The organism is Williamsia sp. (assembly GCF_036566845.1).
Lineage (GTDB): Bacteria > Actinomycetota > Actinomycetes > Mycobacteriales > Mycobacteriaceae > Williamsia.
Genome location: NZ_DATCVM010000243.1, coordinates 1 through 15767, shown reverse-complemented (window position 1 = coordinate 15767; position 15767 = coordinate 1). Strand labels below are relative to the sequence as shown.

Sequence of the window (15767 nt, the reverse complement as noted above, 5' to 3'; positions counted from 1 at the left end):
GTGACAAATGGAGGTCTTGTGAGTTCGGGTGGGCGCAGCACTGAGGGTGAGACAGGACCGCTGACCGGATTCACCATCGGGATCACGGCGGCGCGCCGGGCCGATGAGTTCGCGGCACTGCTGGAGCGTCGCGGGGCGGTGATCGAGCGGGCACCCGCGATCCAGATCATCCCGCTCGCCGATGATGCGGAACTGCGGGCGGCAACCGAGAAGGTGGTTGCCGATCCTCCGGAGATCGTGGTTGCCACAACGGGTATCGGATTCCGCGGCTGGATGGAGGCCGCGGAGGACTGGGGGCTGGCCGAGGCGCTGGTCGACGCGCTGGGGCGGTCGCGGGTACTGGCCCGCGGTCCCAAGGCCAAGGGGGCGATCCGGGCCGGTGGCCTGCGTGAGGAATGGTCGCCACCGAACGAGTCGTCGAGTGAGGTTCTCGAGCACCTCCTGGCCGAAGGGGTCGACGGTGTCCGGGTGGGGGTTCAACTGCACGGCGCGACCACCGAGTGGGAGCCGCTGCCCGACTTCTGTGAGGTGCTTCGGGAAGCGGGAGCCGATGTGCTGCCGATCCCGGTGTACCGGTGGTTGCCACCGAACGACACGACGGAGCTTGACCAGATGATCACTCAGATCGTCAATTTCGACATCGACGCCGTGTCGTTCACCAGTGCACCTGCGGTGGCCTCGATGCTCGGCCGGGCGCAGGACACCGGGCGCCTCGAACCGCTGCTCGAAGCGCTGCGGACCGACGTCGCAGCCATGTGTGTCGGCCCGGTGACCGCGGGACCACTTGTTGCACTGAAGGTTCCGACGTCGCGCCCGGGCCGGTTCCGGCTGGGCGCACTGGCGCGTCACATCGCCGAAGAGATGCCACGCCGGGTCCCGACGATGCGGGTTGCCGGGCACGACATGAGCATTCGCAGTCGCGCGGTGATGGTCGACGGCAAGCTGCGGCCGTTGTCACCCGCCGGGCTGACATTGCTCAAGGCCCTGGCGCAGAGCCCCGGCCGGGTGGTGTCGCGGCAGACGCTGCTGGGCCGGCTGCCCGGCGGGGGTGGGGACACACATGCGGTGGAGACCGCGATGGCCAGGCTGCGTGCCGGGCTGGGGGATTCCCGCATGATCCAGACCGTGGTGAAACGCGGATACCGGCTTTCGATAGATCTCGAATACGAGGAGGGCGAGAACACATGACATTCAATCATCTTGGTGCGCAGCCCATCCTGGTTGCTCATGGGACACGGTCGCAGCACGGCGTGGAGATGATCGCGGAACTGGCCGGCAAGGTGTCGGCGCAGATCGGCCCGACGCGGGTTGCGTTCGTCGATGTCCTCGGGCCGTCGCCGTCCGAGGTCTTGTCCGGCGTCGACGGACCCGCGGTGGTGGTCCCGGCGTTTCTGGCGGAGGGTTATCACGTCCGCCAGGATCTGCCCGAACACATCGTCGCCAGCGGTCATCAGGCGACCTCGGTGTCGCGGGCGCTCGGCCCGGATCCGGAGCTGGCCCGGGTGCTGGCCCAGCGCCTGACCGAATGTGGCTGGAGGCGTGGAGATTCGGTGGTTCTCGCCGCCGCGGGATCGTCGGATTCCTATGCGCTCGGTCAGGTGCGCCGGGAGGCCAACCTGCTCGGCTCGATGCTCGGTGAGCGGGTTCCGGTGGGATATGTCGCCACCGCGCAGCCACGGATCGCCGATGTTGTCGCCGAGACCCGGGCCCGCACCGGACGCCGGGTGTTCGTGGCGTCATACCTGTTGGCGCACGGCCTCTTTCACGACCGACTGTTCGAAGCCGGCGCCGACGGTGTCAGTGCGCCGCTCGGTGCCGACCCCCGCGTCGTCAACCTCGTGGTGCGCCGGATGCGCTCAGTCCGCGTTCCCGCCCTCCGCTAACCAATCTTGGTGGGTTGTGGTGAGCCCGACCTGCGGAAATGCTCACCACAACCCACCAGAATCGAGTCAGAGGCGGGCTGCTTTCATGTCCACCCGGCCATCGAACACCGGCACACCCTCGGCTTGTAGGCGCTCGAGCTGGCTTGTCCGGAGATGGGGCGCCGGCCGTCCGCTGACCGCGATGACGCGATGCCACGGCAGGTCGGCGGAGTCGGTGCGCATGATCCATCCGACGATGCGAGCGCTGGAGAGTCCGGCGGCCGCGGCGACATCGCCGTAGGTGGTGACCTTGCCGGCCGGTACCGCGGCCACGATGTCGCGGACGCGTTCGACCTGTTCCTCCGTCACGGTCGCCATCTCAGTTGCGGGCCAATGCATTCGCCACCAGTTCGGCTGTCAGCTCTGGCCGGGCGAACGGGACCATGTGTCCGCAGTCCTCTTCGATCACCGTCAGCAGGTCGCCCTGTTGTTCGGCGAGGGCGGCCCGGAACTCGGCGGTGAAATACGGGGGTTGCACCCGCATCGCCTGCACCACGTAGACGGGGATGCCATTGGGCGGGAGCGCAAATGGCCGGGCCAATTCACTCCAGGTGGCGACCACCATTCCGGGATGGATGCGCCAGTTCACTCGATCTCCGACGTTGATCAGGTGCTCGGCGATCTCGCGATCGAGAATGCCGGGGTCGAGTTCGGCCCACGATTCACTCAGCTTGCCCCCGCGGGCCGCGGCTTCGTCGGGGTAGTCGTGGTGCGCCATGGTGTCGGTGGCGACGTCCGCCATCATCTGCGGATCGAGGCCGATGGCCGGATCAAGCAACACAAACGACCGGATCCGCTCGCCGATCAGCTTCGACAGGTGCATGGCGAGGGCGCCGCCGTAGGAGTGCGCGACAACCACCATCGGTCCGTCGATGTGTTCGTCCACCACCTCACATAGCGCCAGCACCTGTGCCTCGATCGACCAGGGTGGTGTCCACCGGGAGAATCCGTGTCCGAGCAGGTCGGGCGCCACGATCCGGGCGTTCGGCAGTGCCTCGGCGAGATCGGTCCAGCGCTTGCCGTGCCCGGTCAGGCCGTGGAGGGCCAGGACAGGAGGACCGTCGACGGGGCCGAACAGTTCCACGTTGAGTGCAGACATACCGGTGATCTTGCCCGACGCGCCGCTTTGTCGCCCGCGGTGCAGTGCGGTGGCGGTGGGTGCGCGGGTCCGGGGTCTGTCGGACATACATGACACCATCTGATGCAGCCCGAAGAGAGGATGTGTGCGTGCCCGCTTTGACCACGCGTTTGGTGTCTGCGCCGATCGAAGCAGCGCTGCCACGTACCTGGCCGGCGCACGTACAGGCGCTGATCGACGGTCATCCCGCGCCCGCCGGAGGGTTCCGCCCGTACCGGGTTCACGGCGGTCCGGGAACAGGGAAGACCGCTCTCATCGTCGACATCGCGGTTGCGCGGCTGTCGGACCCCGACACCGATCCCGAATCGATCCTCGTCCTCGCCTCGAGCCGCCGGGCAGCGACCGAACTGCGTGAGCAGATCACCGCCCGCCTGCTGTCGACGGGGGCGGGTCCGGCCCGCACCCCGAAGGCCACCCGCGAGCCGATCGTCCGGACTCTGCACTCCTACGCCTTCGCGGTCCTGCGCCTGCAGGCCGTCGCGCACGACAACCCGCCGCCGCGCCTGATCACCGGCGCCGAACAAGACGCCGTGCTCCGCGAACTCCTCGCCGGCGACATCGAAGACGGCGCCGAGTACTGGCCGGAACGGTTGCGGCCGGCGTTGGGTACCAACGGTTTTGCCCAGGCACTGCGCGACATGATGATGCGAGCCGCAGAACGCGGTGTCGGTCCCGAGGACCTGATCGCGCTCGGTCGCACCCATCGTCGGCCGGAATGGCAGGCGGCCGGCCGGGCGTACCGCCAGTACGAGCAGAGTGGACTCCTGCGTGGCGCGGTCGGGCTGGAGGCGCCGCAGGCCACCGCCCCCGCGGTCGATGCGGCCGAACTCGTCGGGTCCGCACTGACCGCATTCGCCACCGATCCCGAATTGCTGCGCAGCGAGCGCGCCCGGGTGCGCTACCTGCTGGTCGACGACGCCCAGCATCTCGATCCGCAGGCGGCCACACTGATCCGGCTGGTCGGGGCCGGTACCCACCAGGCCGTGGTCGCCGGTGACGGCGACCAGTCGATCTACGGGTTCCGCGGTGCCAGCGCCCGCTTCCTCGACGAGCTCGATGATCCGGCGCGGGACATCCTGCTGGACAACAACTTCCGGTCGACCGCCCCGATCAGTGATCTCGGCGGTTCCATCGCGGCGCGACTGCCCGGACGTCGCCGGCACAGGCTGTCCAAAGAGCTGGAGCGGGCCGATCATCCCGACGCCCCGGCTCCGGTGGTCCGCATCTACGGTTCGGCGGCCAAGGAGGCCACGGCGATCGCCGACATGATGCGTCGCGCCCACCTCTACGACGACGTCCCGTGGTCGCGGATGGCCGTGATCGTCAGGTCGGTTCCCCGGGCGATGGCCCCGCTGCGGCGGGCGTTGCGCTCGGCCGGCGTCCCGGTGATGACCCCGGCCAGTGAGATCCCGCTGGCCCAGGCGCGCTCGGTGTCGGCGATGCTGCTGGCACTGCGTGCGGTGGAGAAACCCCTCGATCCCGAGTCGGCGCTGGAGTTGTTGTCCGGGCCGATCGGCGGTGCTGATCCGGCGGCGTTGCGGCGGTTGCGCCGGGGCGTGCGACGGATCGAGGCCGAGTCGGGCCGCGACCGCGATTCGGCCACCGTGATCGCGGAACTGGTCAGCACCCGCCCGCCCGACATCGGTGAGCCCGAGATCGACGTCGACCATCACCTCGACGGGCTGACCGATGCCGAGAAGCAACCCCTGGTGCGGGTGCTGGCGGTCATCAGGGCGGCGCGGACCGCGTCGACGAGCCGGCGCAGTATCGAGGAGATCCTCTGGGAGGCATGGCAGGCCACCGGACTGGGCCCGCGATGGTCCAATCAGGTGATGCGCCGCGACCACGGTCCAGGAGGTGCCCAGGCGGATCGGGATCTCGACGCCATGGTGGCGCTGTTCGATGCCGCCGCCAACTTCGCAGACAGCCTGCCCGCGGCCACACTGAGCGGGTTCATCGACTACCTCAGCGCCCTGCAGATCCCCACCGAATCGCGGATGGCCCAGACGTCGTCCGATTCCGTGACGGTGCTCTCGGCGCACGCCGCGGCGGGCCGTGAGTGGGATGTGGTCGCGGTGGCCGGCGTGCAGGACGGCCTCTGGCCCAGTCTGCGCAGCCGCGGCAGCATTCTCGGCACCGGCCAGCTCGTCGACCTCCTCGACGGCGTCGCAGCCGACGCGATCGACACCATCTCGCGGACCGCGGTCGCGCTGGCCGAGGAACGTCGGCTGTTGCTGGTCGCCTGCAGCCGGGCCCGTCTGCGGCTGATGGTCAGTGCGGTCGACGACGGCAGCGGTGACGCCGCACCGTCCCGGTTCGTCGGCGAGTTGGCAGCGGTGGTCGCAGGTGCCGCAGCTGCGGATGAACCGGAGCTGGAGTTGCCGGTCGAACCCGGGCTCCGGCGCGTGCTGTCGCTGTCGTCGCTGGTCGCCGAACTCCGGTCCCAGGTCTGCACCAGCCCCGACGGAGACGATCCGCGTACCCGGGCCGCAGCCGACATGCTGGCCGAACTGGCCGACGCCGGCGTGCCCGGTGCCCATCCCGACGAGTGGTACGGACTCGCCGGTCCGAGCACCACCGAGCCGCTCTGGTCCGAGGCATCGGGACCGCTGACCCTGTCACCGTCGAGCGTCGAATCGCTGGGTGCCTGTTCACTGCGATGGATGCTGGAACGCTACGGCGGCCGCGACGGCGACTCCCGTCCGGCCGTGGCCGGAACGCTCGTTCACACCCTCGTGCAGGCGGTTGCGGGCAAGATCCCGCCGGAAGACGTGACGGCGTCCCTTCGCCGGGTCTGGGATCAGGTCGACGTCGGGGCGCCCTGGTTCTCGCGCCGCGAACTCGAACGCACCGAGGAGATGCTGACCAACTTCCGGCAGTGGTTGCGGATGTCCCGCGAAGGCATGACCGAGGTCGGCGTGGAGATCGACGTCAACGCGCGGGTAGAACCGGCGCAGATGGTGGACGCAGACGGTGCGGTGGTCGACATCCCCGAGGTTCGGCTCCGGGGGCGCATCGACCGCCTCGAAGCCGACGGTCGGGGTCGGCCGGTGGTCGTCGACGTCAAGACCGGCAAGACCACCATCTCGGTGGCTGCCGGACAAGAACATCCACAGTTGGCCACCTACCAGCTGGCGCTGGCCCTGGGTGGGGTACCGGAGCTGGGCACCGTCGAGCCCGGCGGTGGCGCGTTGGTGTACGTCAACAGCGCCAACGGTAAAACCGGTGCGGCCCAACGTAATCAGGATCCACTCACGCCGGAGAAGGTCGACCAGTGGTTGGCGGTGGTGCGGTCCGCGGCATATCGCAGCATCGGGCCGGACTTCGAGGCGACGATCAACGACGGCTGCGGGCATTGTGCGCTGGCGTCGAGCTGTCCATCCCAACTCGACGGACGGACGGTCACCGATGGCTGAATCTGCGCTTCGCACAAAGATCTCCGCACGGGTACTGGCCGGTGCGCTGGGCCAGCCGCCGCCGACAGATGAGCAGGTCGAGGTCATCGAGGCGCCGTCCGAACCGGTGTTGGTGGTGGCCGGTGCCGGCGCAGGCAAGACGGAGACGATGGCCTCCCGGGTGGTCTGGCTCGTCGCGAACCGCCTGGTCGAACCCGACGCGGTCCTCGGTCTGACGTTCACCCGCAAGGCCGCACAGGAACTGGCCGCCCGGATCCGGCGCCGGCTGTCGATGCTGGCGGGTTCGTCTGCCATGTCACGCTGGGACCCCGAAGGGGACCTGCGGGCGCAGCTGCGATCGGCCGATCCGCAGGTCAGCACCTACCACGCGTACGCAGGCCGCTTGATCGCCGACTACGGGTTGCTGCTGCCGGTGGAGCCGTCCGCGAGTCTGCTCAGCGAAACCGAATTGTGGCAGCTCGCCTTTTCGGTGGTGGGCAGTTGGTCCGACGATCTCGACACCCCCAAAACACCTGGCGGAGTGACGGAATCCGTGCTCAAGCTGTACGGAGAACTGGCCGAACACCTGGTGGACCTCGAGCAGCTGACCACCGCGGGCGACGACCTCTACCGGCTGATCGACACGTTGCCTCCGGTCGGTCGGCAGAAGCCGACGCCGCCGCAGAAACTGCGCGACATCCAGGCCGCGATCGATGAACGCCGTCAACTGGTGCCCCTGGTGGCCGCACTCGGGCAGGCGATGCGCGACGCCAACGTGCTCGACTTCGGCAGTCAGATGTCGCTGGCCGCCAAGCTCGTCACCACACATCCCGAAGTGGCCCAGGCGGAACGAGCTGCCATCGGTGCGGTTCTGCTCGACGAGTACCAGGACACCGGGCATTCGCAACGTGTGCTGCTCTCACAACTCTTCGGGACGCCGCCCGGCGTGAGCGTTGGAGCCGGGATCGCGGTGACCGCGGTCGGCGACCCGATCCAGTCGATCTACGGCTGGCGTGGTGCCTCCGCGGCGAACCTGCCCCGATTCACCACCGACTTCCGTTGCAGCGACGGCAGTCCCGCGCAGCGACTGGAACTGCTCACGAGTTGGCGCAACGCGCGGTACGCCCTCGACATGGCCAACGCGGCGTCCGACGAACTGCGTCGCCGGGGTGTTCCGGTGAGCATTCTGCGCCCTCGCGACGATGCGCCGCGCGGCACCATCGACATGGCGCTCACCGACACGGTGGCGGATGAACGCACGTGGATCGTCGACCGGATCGAACGTGAGTACAACGAGGCCGAGGACAAACCGCCGACCGTGGCGATCCTGGTGCGCCGCAACCAGGATTCGGCACCGCTGGCAGCACAGCTCGCCGACCGGGGCATCGCCGCAGAGGTTGTCGGTATCGGTGGACTGCTCGGCGTGCCCGAGGTGCAGGACGTGGTCGCCATGCTCCGGCTGATGTCCGACCCCATGGCCGGCACGGCCGCAGTCCGCCTGCTCACCGGCCCGCGCTGGCGAATCGGGGCGAGGGACCTCGCGGCACTGTGGGCACGCGCGCGGGATCTGGCGGCCGGTGCCAACATCGTGTCGGGCACCATGACCAGCCTCGAAGAACTCGACAGCGCACTCGATTCGGCCGTCCCCTCGGAGACGGTGGATCAGGCCGGGCTGGGTGATGCGCTCGCCGATCCCGGTCCGGCGGCCCGTTATTCGCCGGACGGTTACCGCCGGATCAAGCTACTCGGCCATCAGCTGTCGGTGTTGCGGGCCCGCATGGGAGGCCCCCTGCCAGAACTGGTGGCCGAGGTCGAACGGGTGACCGGGGTCGACGTGGAAGCGCAGATCCGGGCACGGGGCCTGCGCGGCAACATCACCGGACGCGAACACCTCGACGCCTTTGCCGAATACGTCGCGAATTATGCCGAAAGGTCCGCCGCCACACTCACCGGCCTGCTGGCATTCCTGGCGTCGGCGGCCGAGATCGAGAAGGGCCTGGAGCCGGGCAAGGTCGAGATCGCCGAGGACCGCGTGCAGATCCTGACGGTGCACGCCGCGAAGGGGCTCGAGTGGGACGTCGTGGTGATCGCGCACCTGTGTACCAACATCTTTCCGGGCGGCAAGGCCGAGGGCACGTGGCTCAAGAGCGCCCGGGAGCTGCCCGCGGAGCTGCGCGGTGACCTCGCCGACTCTGCGGACGGCGAGGGCTTTCCACCCCTGGTGCTCGACGGCCTCGAAAACCGCAAAGAGCTGGAAGAGTCGATCGAGGCGCACCAGGAGGCGCTGCGCGCCCGCAAGCTCGAAGAGGACCGGCGGCTCCTCTATGTGGCTCTGACCAGAACCAAGCGGGCACTGGTCATCAGCGGACACCACTGGGCTTCGGTCGGTGACAAACCCAAGGGCCCCTCGGTGTTCCTGACCGAACTGCATGAGATCGCACAGACGTTGATCGAGACGTCGAGCGACGGTGCGCCGGGGCTGACCATCGCGCACTGGGCAGCGGAGCCCGAGGAGGGGGCGGAGAATCCGATGGCGATGCTGGCCACGGGGGCGGCCTGGCCGGCCGATCCGCTGGGTCCACGCCGGCCCGGAACCGAGCGCGGCGCCGATCTCGTCCGGGCCGCACTGCGTGCGCGTGGCGAACCCTCGCTGTTCGACATCACAGAAGGTGACGCCTCCGAATCGGGCCACGACGTCGAAGGTGACGAGGATCCGCAGATCCGGGAATGGGCCGATGATCTGGCGGTCCTGCTGACCGAACGATCCGAAGGTCTGGGCTCCGACATCGAAGTGACCATGCCGCAGCATCTTTCGGTGAGCCAACTGGTCGAGCTCGACAAGGACTCCGATGCGTTCGCCCGTCGGCTGCGGCGCCCGCTGCCGTTCAAGCCGAATCCGCTGGCGCGCCGCGGCACGGCATTCCATGCCTGGGTGGAACGCCGATTCGGTGCCACCCGGCTTCTCGACATCGATGAGCTGCCGGGTGCGGCCGACGCCGAAGGTGGGTCGGATGCCGACCTCGAGGTGTTGCGAGAGGCGTTCCTGCGATCGGATTGGTCGGCGCGGAACCCGGTCGAGGTCGAGGTGCCGTTCGAGACCGTCATCGCCGACACCATCATCCGTGGCCGCATCGATGCGGTGTTCGCCGAACCGGATGGTGGGTACACGGTGGTCGACTGGAAGACCGGCGCCAAACCCACTCCGGCGCAAGAGCATTCGGTGTTCGTGCAGCTGGCCGCCTATCGGGTGGCGTGGGCGGAACTCACCGGTACCGACCTCGACAAGGTGCGGGCGGCATTCCACTACGTTCGGTCGAACTCCACGCTCCGGCCGCGTGACCTGCCGGACCGCGCCCGGCTCGCGGCACTGATCCGCCGCGAGAAGGGCGCGTCCTGATCAGGCCGGCTCTACGGTGCCGACTTCCAGACCCGCCAACCGGCCCAGATCATCGGGAGCTGCAGCGGCAACCGACCCCAAGCGACGGCGCGCTGTGGCAACGGTTTGTTCTTGTACAGCCGGACCATGTTGATGTTGCCCGGATACACGCCGACGAACAGTGCCACAGCCGCGAGCCCGCCGTAGCGACGCGTCTTGGGTGCGAGCAGCGCAGCGCCGACAGCCAATTCCGCGACCCCGGATCCGTAGGTGTAGGCGCGGGCACTGCCCGGCAGTTCTTTGGGAATCAACTGGTCGAACGGCTGTGGAGCGGCAAAATGCAGCGTTCCCATCCCCAGCAGCGCCGCACCCATCCGGGTGGCCAGCTTCTGCTCGCTTGGAAACGCCAACCGCCGCAACCTCTGATTGGTATCTGTCATCCCTCCACCATGCCCGAGGTTGTCCCTCGTGTCTGTCGGTTGTGACCCGCCGGCGGCAGATAGGACTACAGTCCCAGTTTGTGCGGATGCAAAATCTGCGACCGGTCGGTCGCGGCGAGACAGAGGTCGGGTAGATGGCCGCGGGGCGCCTACGGAGGCGTTTCAAAGAAGACGCGCTGACCGATATGCCCGACCACGCGCTGGTCGGTGTGGTCCACATCCCAGAGTTGCAGGCGAGCCCGATCCGAGCGATCAGTCGACGGGTCGCGATTGCGTTGGGTGTGTTGTTCGCGGCCGTCATGATCGTGTACGCCGACCGGGATGGCTACCAGGACAATGCTGGTGGGCCGCTGTCTTTCCTGGACTGCCTGTACTACGCCACCGTGTCGCTGTCGACCACGGGCTATGGTGACATCACTCCGGTCACTCCGACCGCCAGACTGATCAACGTCTTGGTCATCACACCGATTCGGGTGATGTTCCTGATCGTGTTGGTCGGTACCACACTCGAAGTTCTGACCGAACGGTCACGGCAGGCGCTCAAGATCCAGCGATGGAGGAACAAGGTGCGGAAACACACCGTGGTCATCGGCTACGGAACCAAGGGCAAGACCGCTGTGAAGGCGATGATCGCGGACGGCCAGAAGCCCGCCGAGATCGTGGTCGTCGACGGCGATCAGACCGTGCTCGACAACGCCGCGGCGAAGGGACTCGTCACCGTCCGCGGAGATGCGACCCGTTCGGATGTCCTGCGGCTCGCAGGTACCCAGCACGCGTCGGCGATCATCGTGGCGACCAACCGCGACGACACGGCCGTGCTGGCCACCCTGACCGCACGCGAGCTGGCCCCGAAAGCGAAGATCGTCGCCTCGATCCGGGAAGCGGAGAACACCCACCTGATGAAGCAGTCGGGTGCCGATTCGGTGGTGGTGAGTTCGGAGACCGCGGGCCGGCTGCTGGGCCTGGCGACGATCACTCCGACCGTCGTGGAGGTGATCGAAGATCTGCTCACTCCTGACCAGGGGTTTGCCATCACCGAGCGCGACGTGGAACCCGATGAGGTAGGTGGATCCCCGCGGCATCTGCCGGAGATCGTGCTCGGTGTTGTACGGGACGGAAAACTGCATCGCGTCGACGACAGCAAGGTCGATGCGATCGAGCAGGGGGACAGGCTGCTGTACGTCCGGCAAGGAAGTCCGGACTGACAGCCATGTCCGTCAGTCCGAGAGAACGACCGTCTGAGTACGAGGAGGGAAGCCCAGTGCGGCGCTTCGAGTTCGAGCAACCCCCGATGCTGTCGCGGGCGGTATACAACCGTGCCGATGAAATCCGCGACGACCACCAGCGGTTGAAGGACGGGTGGTCGCGGGCGCTGCTCCTGCAGATCGACCCGTCGGGCCGGTATCCGGTGGGTGAAGACGGCCTCGGCTGGATCATGGCCGTCGACATCGACGACGCGCCGCCACCGGAAGCGGTGTTCCTCGGTGTACACCCCGAAGAGGGTCACGACATGTGGGCGATGCGCTTCGACGTCATCGACGGACCGAAAGACGATCCCCGTCGCGGCGCCCAGCTACTCGGACCGAACGAGGCCGGGATCCTCTCAACCGCACTCGGCGTGTTGAATTGGCATGACACGGCCAGGTTTTCGCCGGTCGACGGTGCCCATACCGAAGCGATCAAGGGCGGGTGGGCCCGCCGCAACGTCATCAGTGGGCGCGAGGAGTTCCCGCGGACCGATCCGGCGATCATCACCGTTGTCCACGACGGCGGCGACCGCATCCTGCTCGGCCGGCAGAAGCAATGGCCCGACCGGTGGTTCTCCACGCTCGCCGGATTTGTCGAACCCGGGGAATCGCTCGAGCAATGTGTGTTGCGCGAGGTTCACGAGGAAGTCGGTGTGGACGCCTGGAACCCGCAGTACATCGGGTCTCAGCCCTGGCCGTTCCCACGGTCGTTGATGGTGGGCTTCGAGGTCACCGCGGACCCCGACCAACCACTCGACTTCATCGACGGTGAAATCGCGGCGGCCGAGTGGTTCGGTCGGGCCGAGGTGATCGAAGCGATTGAGGCACAGCAGGACTGGATGGGCCCCGACGGCAATCCGATCGTCGACAACGCGCGGTTGCGGTTGCCGGGTTCGATCTCCATCGCCAGTGCACTGATCCGCGCCTGGGCCTACACCCCGGCAACCGGGGTGTGCTGACCACAAGCACCGGGGGATTGGGATCAGACGCCCAGCTTCTTGCGGACGTCGGCGACGGTCGGGTTGGTGGCGGTGCTGCCGTCGCCGAACTTGACGGTGGGGACCACGTGGTTGCCACCGTTGACGCTGCCGACAAAATCCGCGGCCGAAGGGTCTTGCTCGATGTCGATCTCCACCCACTCGATACCGGCGGTCTTCAGGCCCATCTTGAGGCGTTTGCAGTACCCACACCAGGTTGTGGTGTACATCGTCAGAGCAGCGTTGTCCGTAGTCACGCCTACATAACACCATGAGCGCGGGCGGTGTTCCCGTCCGGCCGAAGCACTGTCGGTGGTGGTTGGGATACTGATGGGCATGGATGCCTCACTTGACCCGCAGCAGCAGGCCGCAGTGCTCGCACCCCGTGGACCTGTGTGTGTCCTGGCCGGCGCGGGCACAGGCAAGACGCGCACCATCACTCGCCGGATCGCGCACCTGGTCGGCGACGGTCACGTGCGGGCCGGTCAGGTGCTGGCCGTCACGTTCACCTCCAGGGCCGCCGGCGAGATGCGTACCCGACTCCGGTCGCTGGGGATCTCGGGTCAAGGAAATGCTGTGCAGGCGTTGACGTTCCACGCTGCGGCGATGCGCCAGCTGAGGTACTTCTGGCCGCAGGCCATCGGCGAGAACCAGTGGGAACTGCTCGACAACAAGTTTCCCGTGGTCTCCCGCGCGGCCCGGGCTGCCGGTGCGCCGACCACCACCGAGTCATTGCGCGACCTCATCTCCGAGATCGAATGGGCCAAGGGCTCGTTGATCGGGCCGTCCGAGTACCCGGCCGCGGTCTACAAGAGCAGGCGCGAATCCCCACTGCCGGCCGAGCAGGTCGCGCTGGTCTACGAGCGCTATGAGCAGGCCAAGGTGTCGCCGGCGGGCGATCAGCTCCTCGACTTCGACGACCTGCTGCTGATGACCCGGGCCATCCTCGACGATCATCCGGTGATCGCCGAGGAGTTCCGCGACCGCTACCGCTGCTTCGTGGTCGACGAATACCAGGACGTCACGCCGGCGCAGCAGGCACTGCTCAACGCGTGGGTGGGTCCACGCGACGATCTCACCGTGGTCGGCGACGCCAACCAGACCATCTACTCGTTCACCGGGGCCACACCCGGCTACCTCTTGGACTTTTCCCGCCGGTTCCCCGATGCGACCGTGGTCCGGCTCGAGCGCGACTACCGATCCACACCACAGGTGGTGCAGCTGGCCAACAGCGTCATCGGCGCCGCGCGGGGCCGCATCGCCGGAACCCGGCTGCAACTGATCGGCCAGCGAGACCCCGGTCCCGAACCGGATTTCTCCGAGCACCCCGATGAGGCCGCCGAGGCGAAGTCCGTCGCACGCGCGATCAAGCGGTTGATGAAGTCCGGCGTACCCGGCTCGGAGATCGCGATCCTGTATCGGGTCAATGCCCAGTCCGAAGTGCACGAGCAGGCGCTGACCGCGGCCGGGATCCCGTATCAGGTGCGGGGCGGCGAGGCATTCTTCTCGCGGTCGGAGGTGAGGCAGGCGATGCGGGCGGTCAACCAGGCCGCGCAGCGCGACGACCTCCCGCCCGAAGCGGAGACGTTGACACTTCTCCGGGCGATCCTGGTCCCGCTGGGCCTCACCGAAGAGGCGCCGGCCGGTGCGCAGGCCCGTGAGCGGTGGGAGTCGCTGCGGGCACTGGTGACGATGACCGAGGACATGCTGACCGACGTGCCCGAGCTGACGCTGGCCGATCTGACCCGTGAGCTCGCCGCACGTGCCGAAGCCCGGCATCCACCGACCGTGCAGGGTGTGACGTTGTCGTCGCTGCACGCGGCGAAGGGCCTGGAGTGGGACGCGGTGTTCCTGGTGGGCCTGGTCGACGGGTCGATGCCGATCAACCAGGCCATCAAGGCCGGCGATGCAGCGATCGAGGAAGAACGACGGCTCCTCTACGTGGGTGTCACCCGCGCCCGTGAGCATCTGCAGCTGTCGTGGGCGCTGTCCCGCAACGAGGGCGGCCGGGCGTCTCGGCGGCGTTCGCGTTTTGTGGTGAGCCTGGTTCCCGAGGATTCGCCCGCGTCGAAGATCGCCGAACCCAAACGCACCCGCTCCGGACCCAAGTGCCGGGTCTGTGGAAAACCGTTGCTGGGTAAGACCGCATCGTTGCTGGGCCGCTGCGAGCGTTGCCCCTCGGACCTCGACGAGGGTTTGTTGCTGGCGCTGAAAGAGTGGCGCAGTGGCCGTGCCAAGGAACAGAAGGTCCCCGCGTATGTGGTGTTCTCCGACAACACACTGATCGCGATCGCCGAACAGCAACCGGGCGATGTCACTGCGCTGGTGGCGATTCCGGGGATCGGCCAGAAGAAACTCGACCAGTACGGAGAAGATGTCCTGACACTGGTTCGCAGCGGGAAAACCGCAGGTCAAAAATAAGTTGTGCGAATATTGAGCAGCACCTACTGTGGACAACAACATTGTGTGTCACTGATGGCTCACAGCGCAGACGGGAAAGGAGAGGTTCGATGATTGATTTGTACGGCGCCCAGAGCGCAGTCGACCATGCCCACACGGCATGTGCTTCGTGGCATCGCGAATCGCTCCTCGCGACCCGTCCGAATGCTGTCCACACTGCGCACGCCGCTGCCATGAAGCCGGAGTTCCTGGCTATGACAGCAGCGATTCCGGCGCCCCAGCCGCCGACGGGTGTACGTCTCCGTCGTCGTGCCCGCTACGCGTTCCCCGTGTTCTCTCAACGAAGAGACATCTGACACAGCTCAGATTCCATTTGAGGCCACGGCGAATCGCGAACAGCGAACCCCCGTGGCCTCTTTTGTGATCTGAGAACAGTTCTTGTTCCTCCACGTCAGCGGCCCGGGTCCCAAATCAATCCGAGCAGCACATTCGACAGTGGAGGAAACTATGACCGATGTACTCGAGTCATACCGGGACAACGGTTTCGGGGACAGCGCACTCGCACTGGATGCGTCCAATACGGAACTCCCGTGCCAACTGGTGGACGCCGACCTGTGGTTCTCTGAGAACCCAGGACAACTCGAGCAGGCAAAGGCGCTGTGCGGCGACTGCCCCCTGAAGCGGGAATGCCTGGCCGAAGCGCTCGACCGCGCGGAGCCATGGGGCGTCTGGGGTGGCGAGATCTTCGATCAGGGCGTCGTCATCGCACGCAAGCGTCCTCGTGGCCGGCCGCGTAAGGACCAGGCCGCAGCATGACCCCGTCGACCGTGACAACCAGAAGCGGGCGGACACAGAAGATCTGTGTCCGCCCG

At 67.3% G+C, this 15767-nt stretch carries 12 protein-coding genes; 8 read left to right on the top strand and 4 right to left on the bottom strand.

The annotated features are described in order from the left end of the window. The first annotated feature begins 18 nt into the window (after window positions 1-18). Window positions 19-1188, top strand: a complete 1170-nt coding sequence (locus VIQ49_RS23565; RefSeq protein WP_331889017.1) for a uroporphyrinogen-III synthase — start codon at window positions 19-21, stop codon at window positions 1186-1188. Continuing rightward, window positions 1185-1883 (top strand): sirohydrochlorin chelatase, encoded by a 699-nt coding sequence (locus tag VIQ49_RS23560; RefSeq protein ID WP_331889016.1) that lies wholly within the window; start codon window positions 1185-1187, stop codon window positions 1881-1883. The genes VIQ49_RS23565 and VIQ49_RS23560 overlap by 4 nt, the downstream gene beginning before the upstream one ends. 66 nt (window positions 1884-1949) lie before the next feature. Here the strand turns inward: VIQ49_RS23560 and VIQ49_RS23555 are convergent, their stop codons facing one another. After that, the gene (locus VIQ49_RS23555) at window positions 1950-2240 is read right to left on the bottom strand and encodes an MGMT family protein (protein WP_331889015.1); all 291 of its coding nucleotides are present in this window, start codon (window positions 2238-2240) and stop codon (window positions 1950-1952) included. A 1-nt stretch (window position 2241) separates the two neighbouring features. Next, window positions 2242-3021 carry an alpha/beta hydrolase gene (locus VIQ49_RS23550; protein WP_331889043.1) on the bottom strand — a complete coding sequence of 260 codons (780 nt, stop codon included), beginning with the start codon at window positions 3019-3021 and terminating at the stop codon, window positions 2242-2244. Window positions 3022-3110: 89 nt separating this feature from the next. Here VIQ49_RS23550 and VIQ49_RS23545 point away from each other — a divergent pair, with 89 nt between their 5' ends. Next, window positions 3111-6476, top strand: a complete 3366-nt coding sequence (locus tag VIQ49_RS23545) for an ATP-dependent DNA helicase (protein ID WP_331889014.1) — start codon at window positions 3111-3113, stop codon at window positions 6474-6476. Beyond that, window positions 6469-9852: an ATP-dependent DNA helicase gene (locus tag VIQ49_RS23540; protein WP_331889013.1), complete on the top strand. Its 3384-nt coding sequence runs from the start codon at window positions 6469-6471 to the stop codon at window positions 9850-9852. The genes VIQ49_RS23545 and VIQ49_RS23540 overlap by 8 nt, the downstream gene beginning before the upstream one ends. A gap of 11 nt (window positions 9853-9863) precedes the next feature. On the opposite strand, the gene VIQ49_RS23535 is transcribed toward VIQ49_RS23540, so the two are convergent. Further along, the gene (locus VIQ49_RS23535; protein WP_331889012.1) at window positions 9864-10271 is read right to left on the bottom strand and encodes a hypothetical protein; all 408 of its coding nucleotides are present in this window, start codon (window positions 10269-10271) and stop codon (window positions 9864-9866) included. 134 nt (window positions 10272-10405) lie between these two features. On the opposite strand from VIQ49_RS23535, the gene VIQ49_RS23530 reads away from it, so the two are divergent. Beyond that, entirely contained in the window at window positions 10406-11476 is a 1071-nt protein-coding gene (locus VIQ49_RS23530) for a potassium channel family protein (protein WP_331889011.1), read from the top strand. A 56-nt stretch (window positions 11477-11532) separates the two neighbouring features. Next, entirely contained in the window at window positions 11533-12477 is a 945-nt protein-coding gene (nudC, locus tag VIQ49_RS23525; RefSeq protein WP_331889010.1) for an NAD(+) diphosphatase, read from the top strand. Window positions 12478-12500: 23 nt separating this feature from the next. Here the strand turns inward: nudC and VIQ49_RS23520 are convergent, their stop codons facing one another. Continuing rightward, window positions 12501-12725: a mycoredoxin gene (locus VIQ49_RS23520; protein WP_331889042.1), complete on the bottom strand. Its 225-nt coding sequence runs from the start codon at window positions 12723-12725 to the stop codon at window positions 12501-12503. A gap of 106 nt (window positions 12726-12831) precedes the next feature. Here VIQ49_RS23520 and VIQ49_RS23515 point away from each other — a divergent pair, with 106 nt between their 5' ends. Next, window positions 12832-14916, top strand: a complete 2085-nt coding sequence (locus VIQ49_RS23515) for an ATP-dependent DNA helicase UvrD2 (protein ID WP_331889009.1) — start codon at window positions 12832-12834, stop codon at window positions 14914-14916. Window positions 14917-15402: 486 nt separating this feature from the next. Then, complete coding sequence (locus VIQ49_RS23510) at window positions 15403-15711, top strand: WhiB family transcriptional regulator (RefSeq protein WP_331889008.1); 309 nt, start codon at window positions 15403-15405, stop codon at window positions 15709-15711. Window positions 15712-15767: the final 56 nt, after the last annotated feature.

What these genes read in the sequence shown, in the direction of transcription:
- VIQ49_RS23560 (WP_331889016.1), top strand. Translation starts at nt 1,185, where the DNA reads ATGACATTCAATCATCTTGGTGCGCAGCCCATCCTGGTTGCTCATGGG.
- VIQ49_RS23555 (WP_331889015.1), bottom strand. Translation starts at nt 2,240, where the DNA reads ATGGCGACCGTGACGGAGGAACAGGTCGAACGCGTCCGCGACATCGTG.
- VIQ49_RS23550 (WP_331889043.1), bottom strand. Translation starts at nt 3,021, where the DNA reads ATGTCTGCACTCAACGTGGAACTGTTCGGCCCCGTCGACGGTCCTCCT.
- VIQ49_RS23545 (WP_331889014.1), top strand. Translation starts at nt 3,111, where the DNA reads ATGACACCATCTGATGCAGCCCGAAGAGAGGATGTGTGCGTGCCCGCT.
- VIQ49_RS23540 (WP_331889013.1), top strand. Translation starts at nt 6,469, where the DNA reads ATGGCTGAATCTGCGCTTCGCACAAAGATCTCCGCACGGGTACTGGCC.
- VIQ49_RS23535 (WP_331889012.1), bottom strand. Translation starts at nt 10,271, where the DNA reads ATGACAGATACCAATCAGAGGTTGCGGCGGTTGGCGTTTCCAAGCGAG.
- VIQ49_RS23530 (WP_331889011.1), top strand. Translation starts at nt 10,406, where the DNA reads ATGGCCGCGGGGCGCCTACGGAGGCGTTTCAAAGAAGACGCGCTGACC.
- VIQ49_RS23520 (WP_331889042.1), bottom strand. Translation starts at nt 12,725, where the DNA reads ATGTACACCACAACCTGGTGTGGGTACTGCAAACGCCTCAAGATGGGC.
- VIQ49_RS23515 (WP_331889009.1), top strand. Translation starts at nt 12,832, where the DNA reads ATGGATGCCTCACTTGACCCGCAGCAGCAGGCCGCAGTGCTCGCACCC.
- VIQ49_RS23510 (WP_331889008.1), top strand. Translation starts at nt 15,403, where the DNA reads ATGACCGATGTACTCGAGTCATACCGGGACAACGGTTTCGGGGACAGC.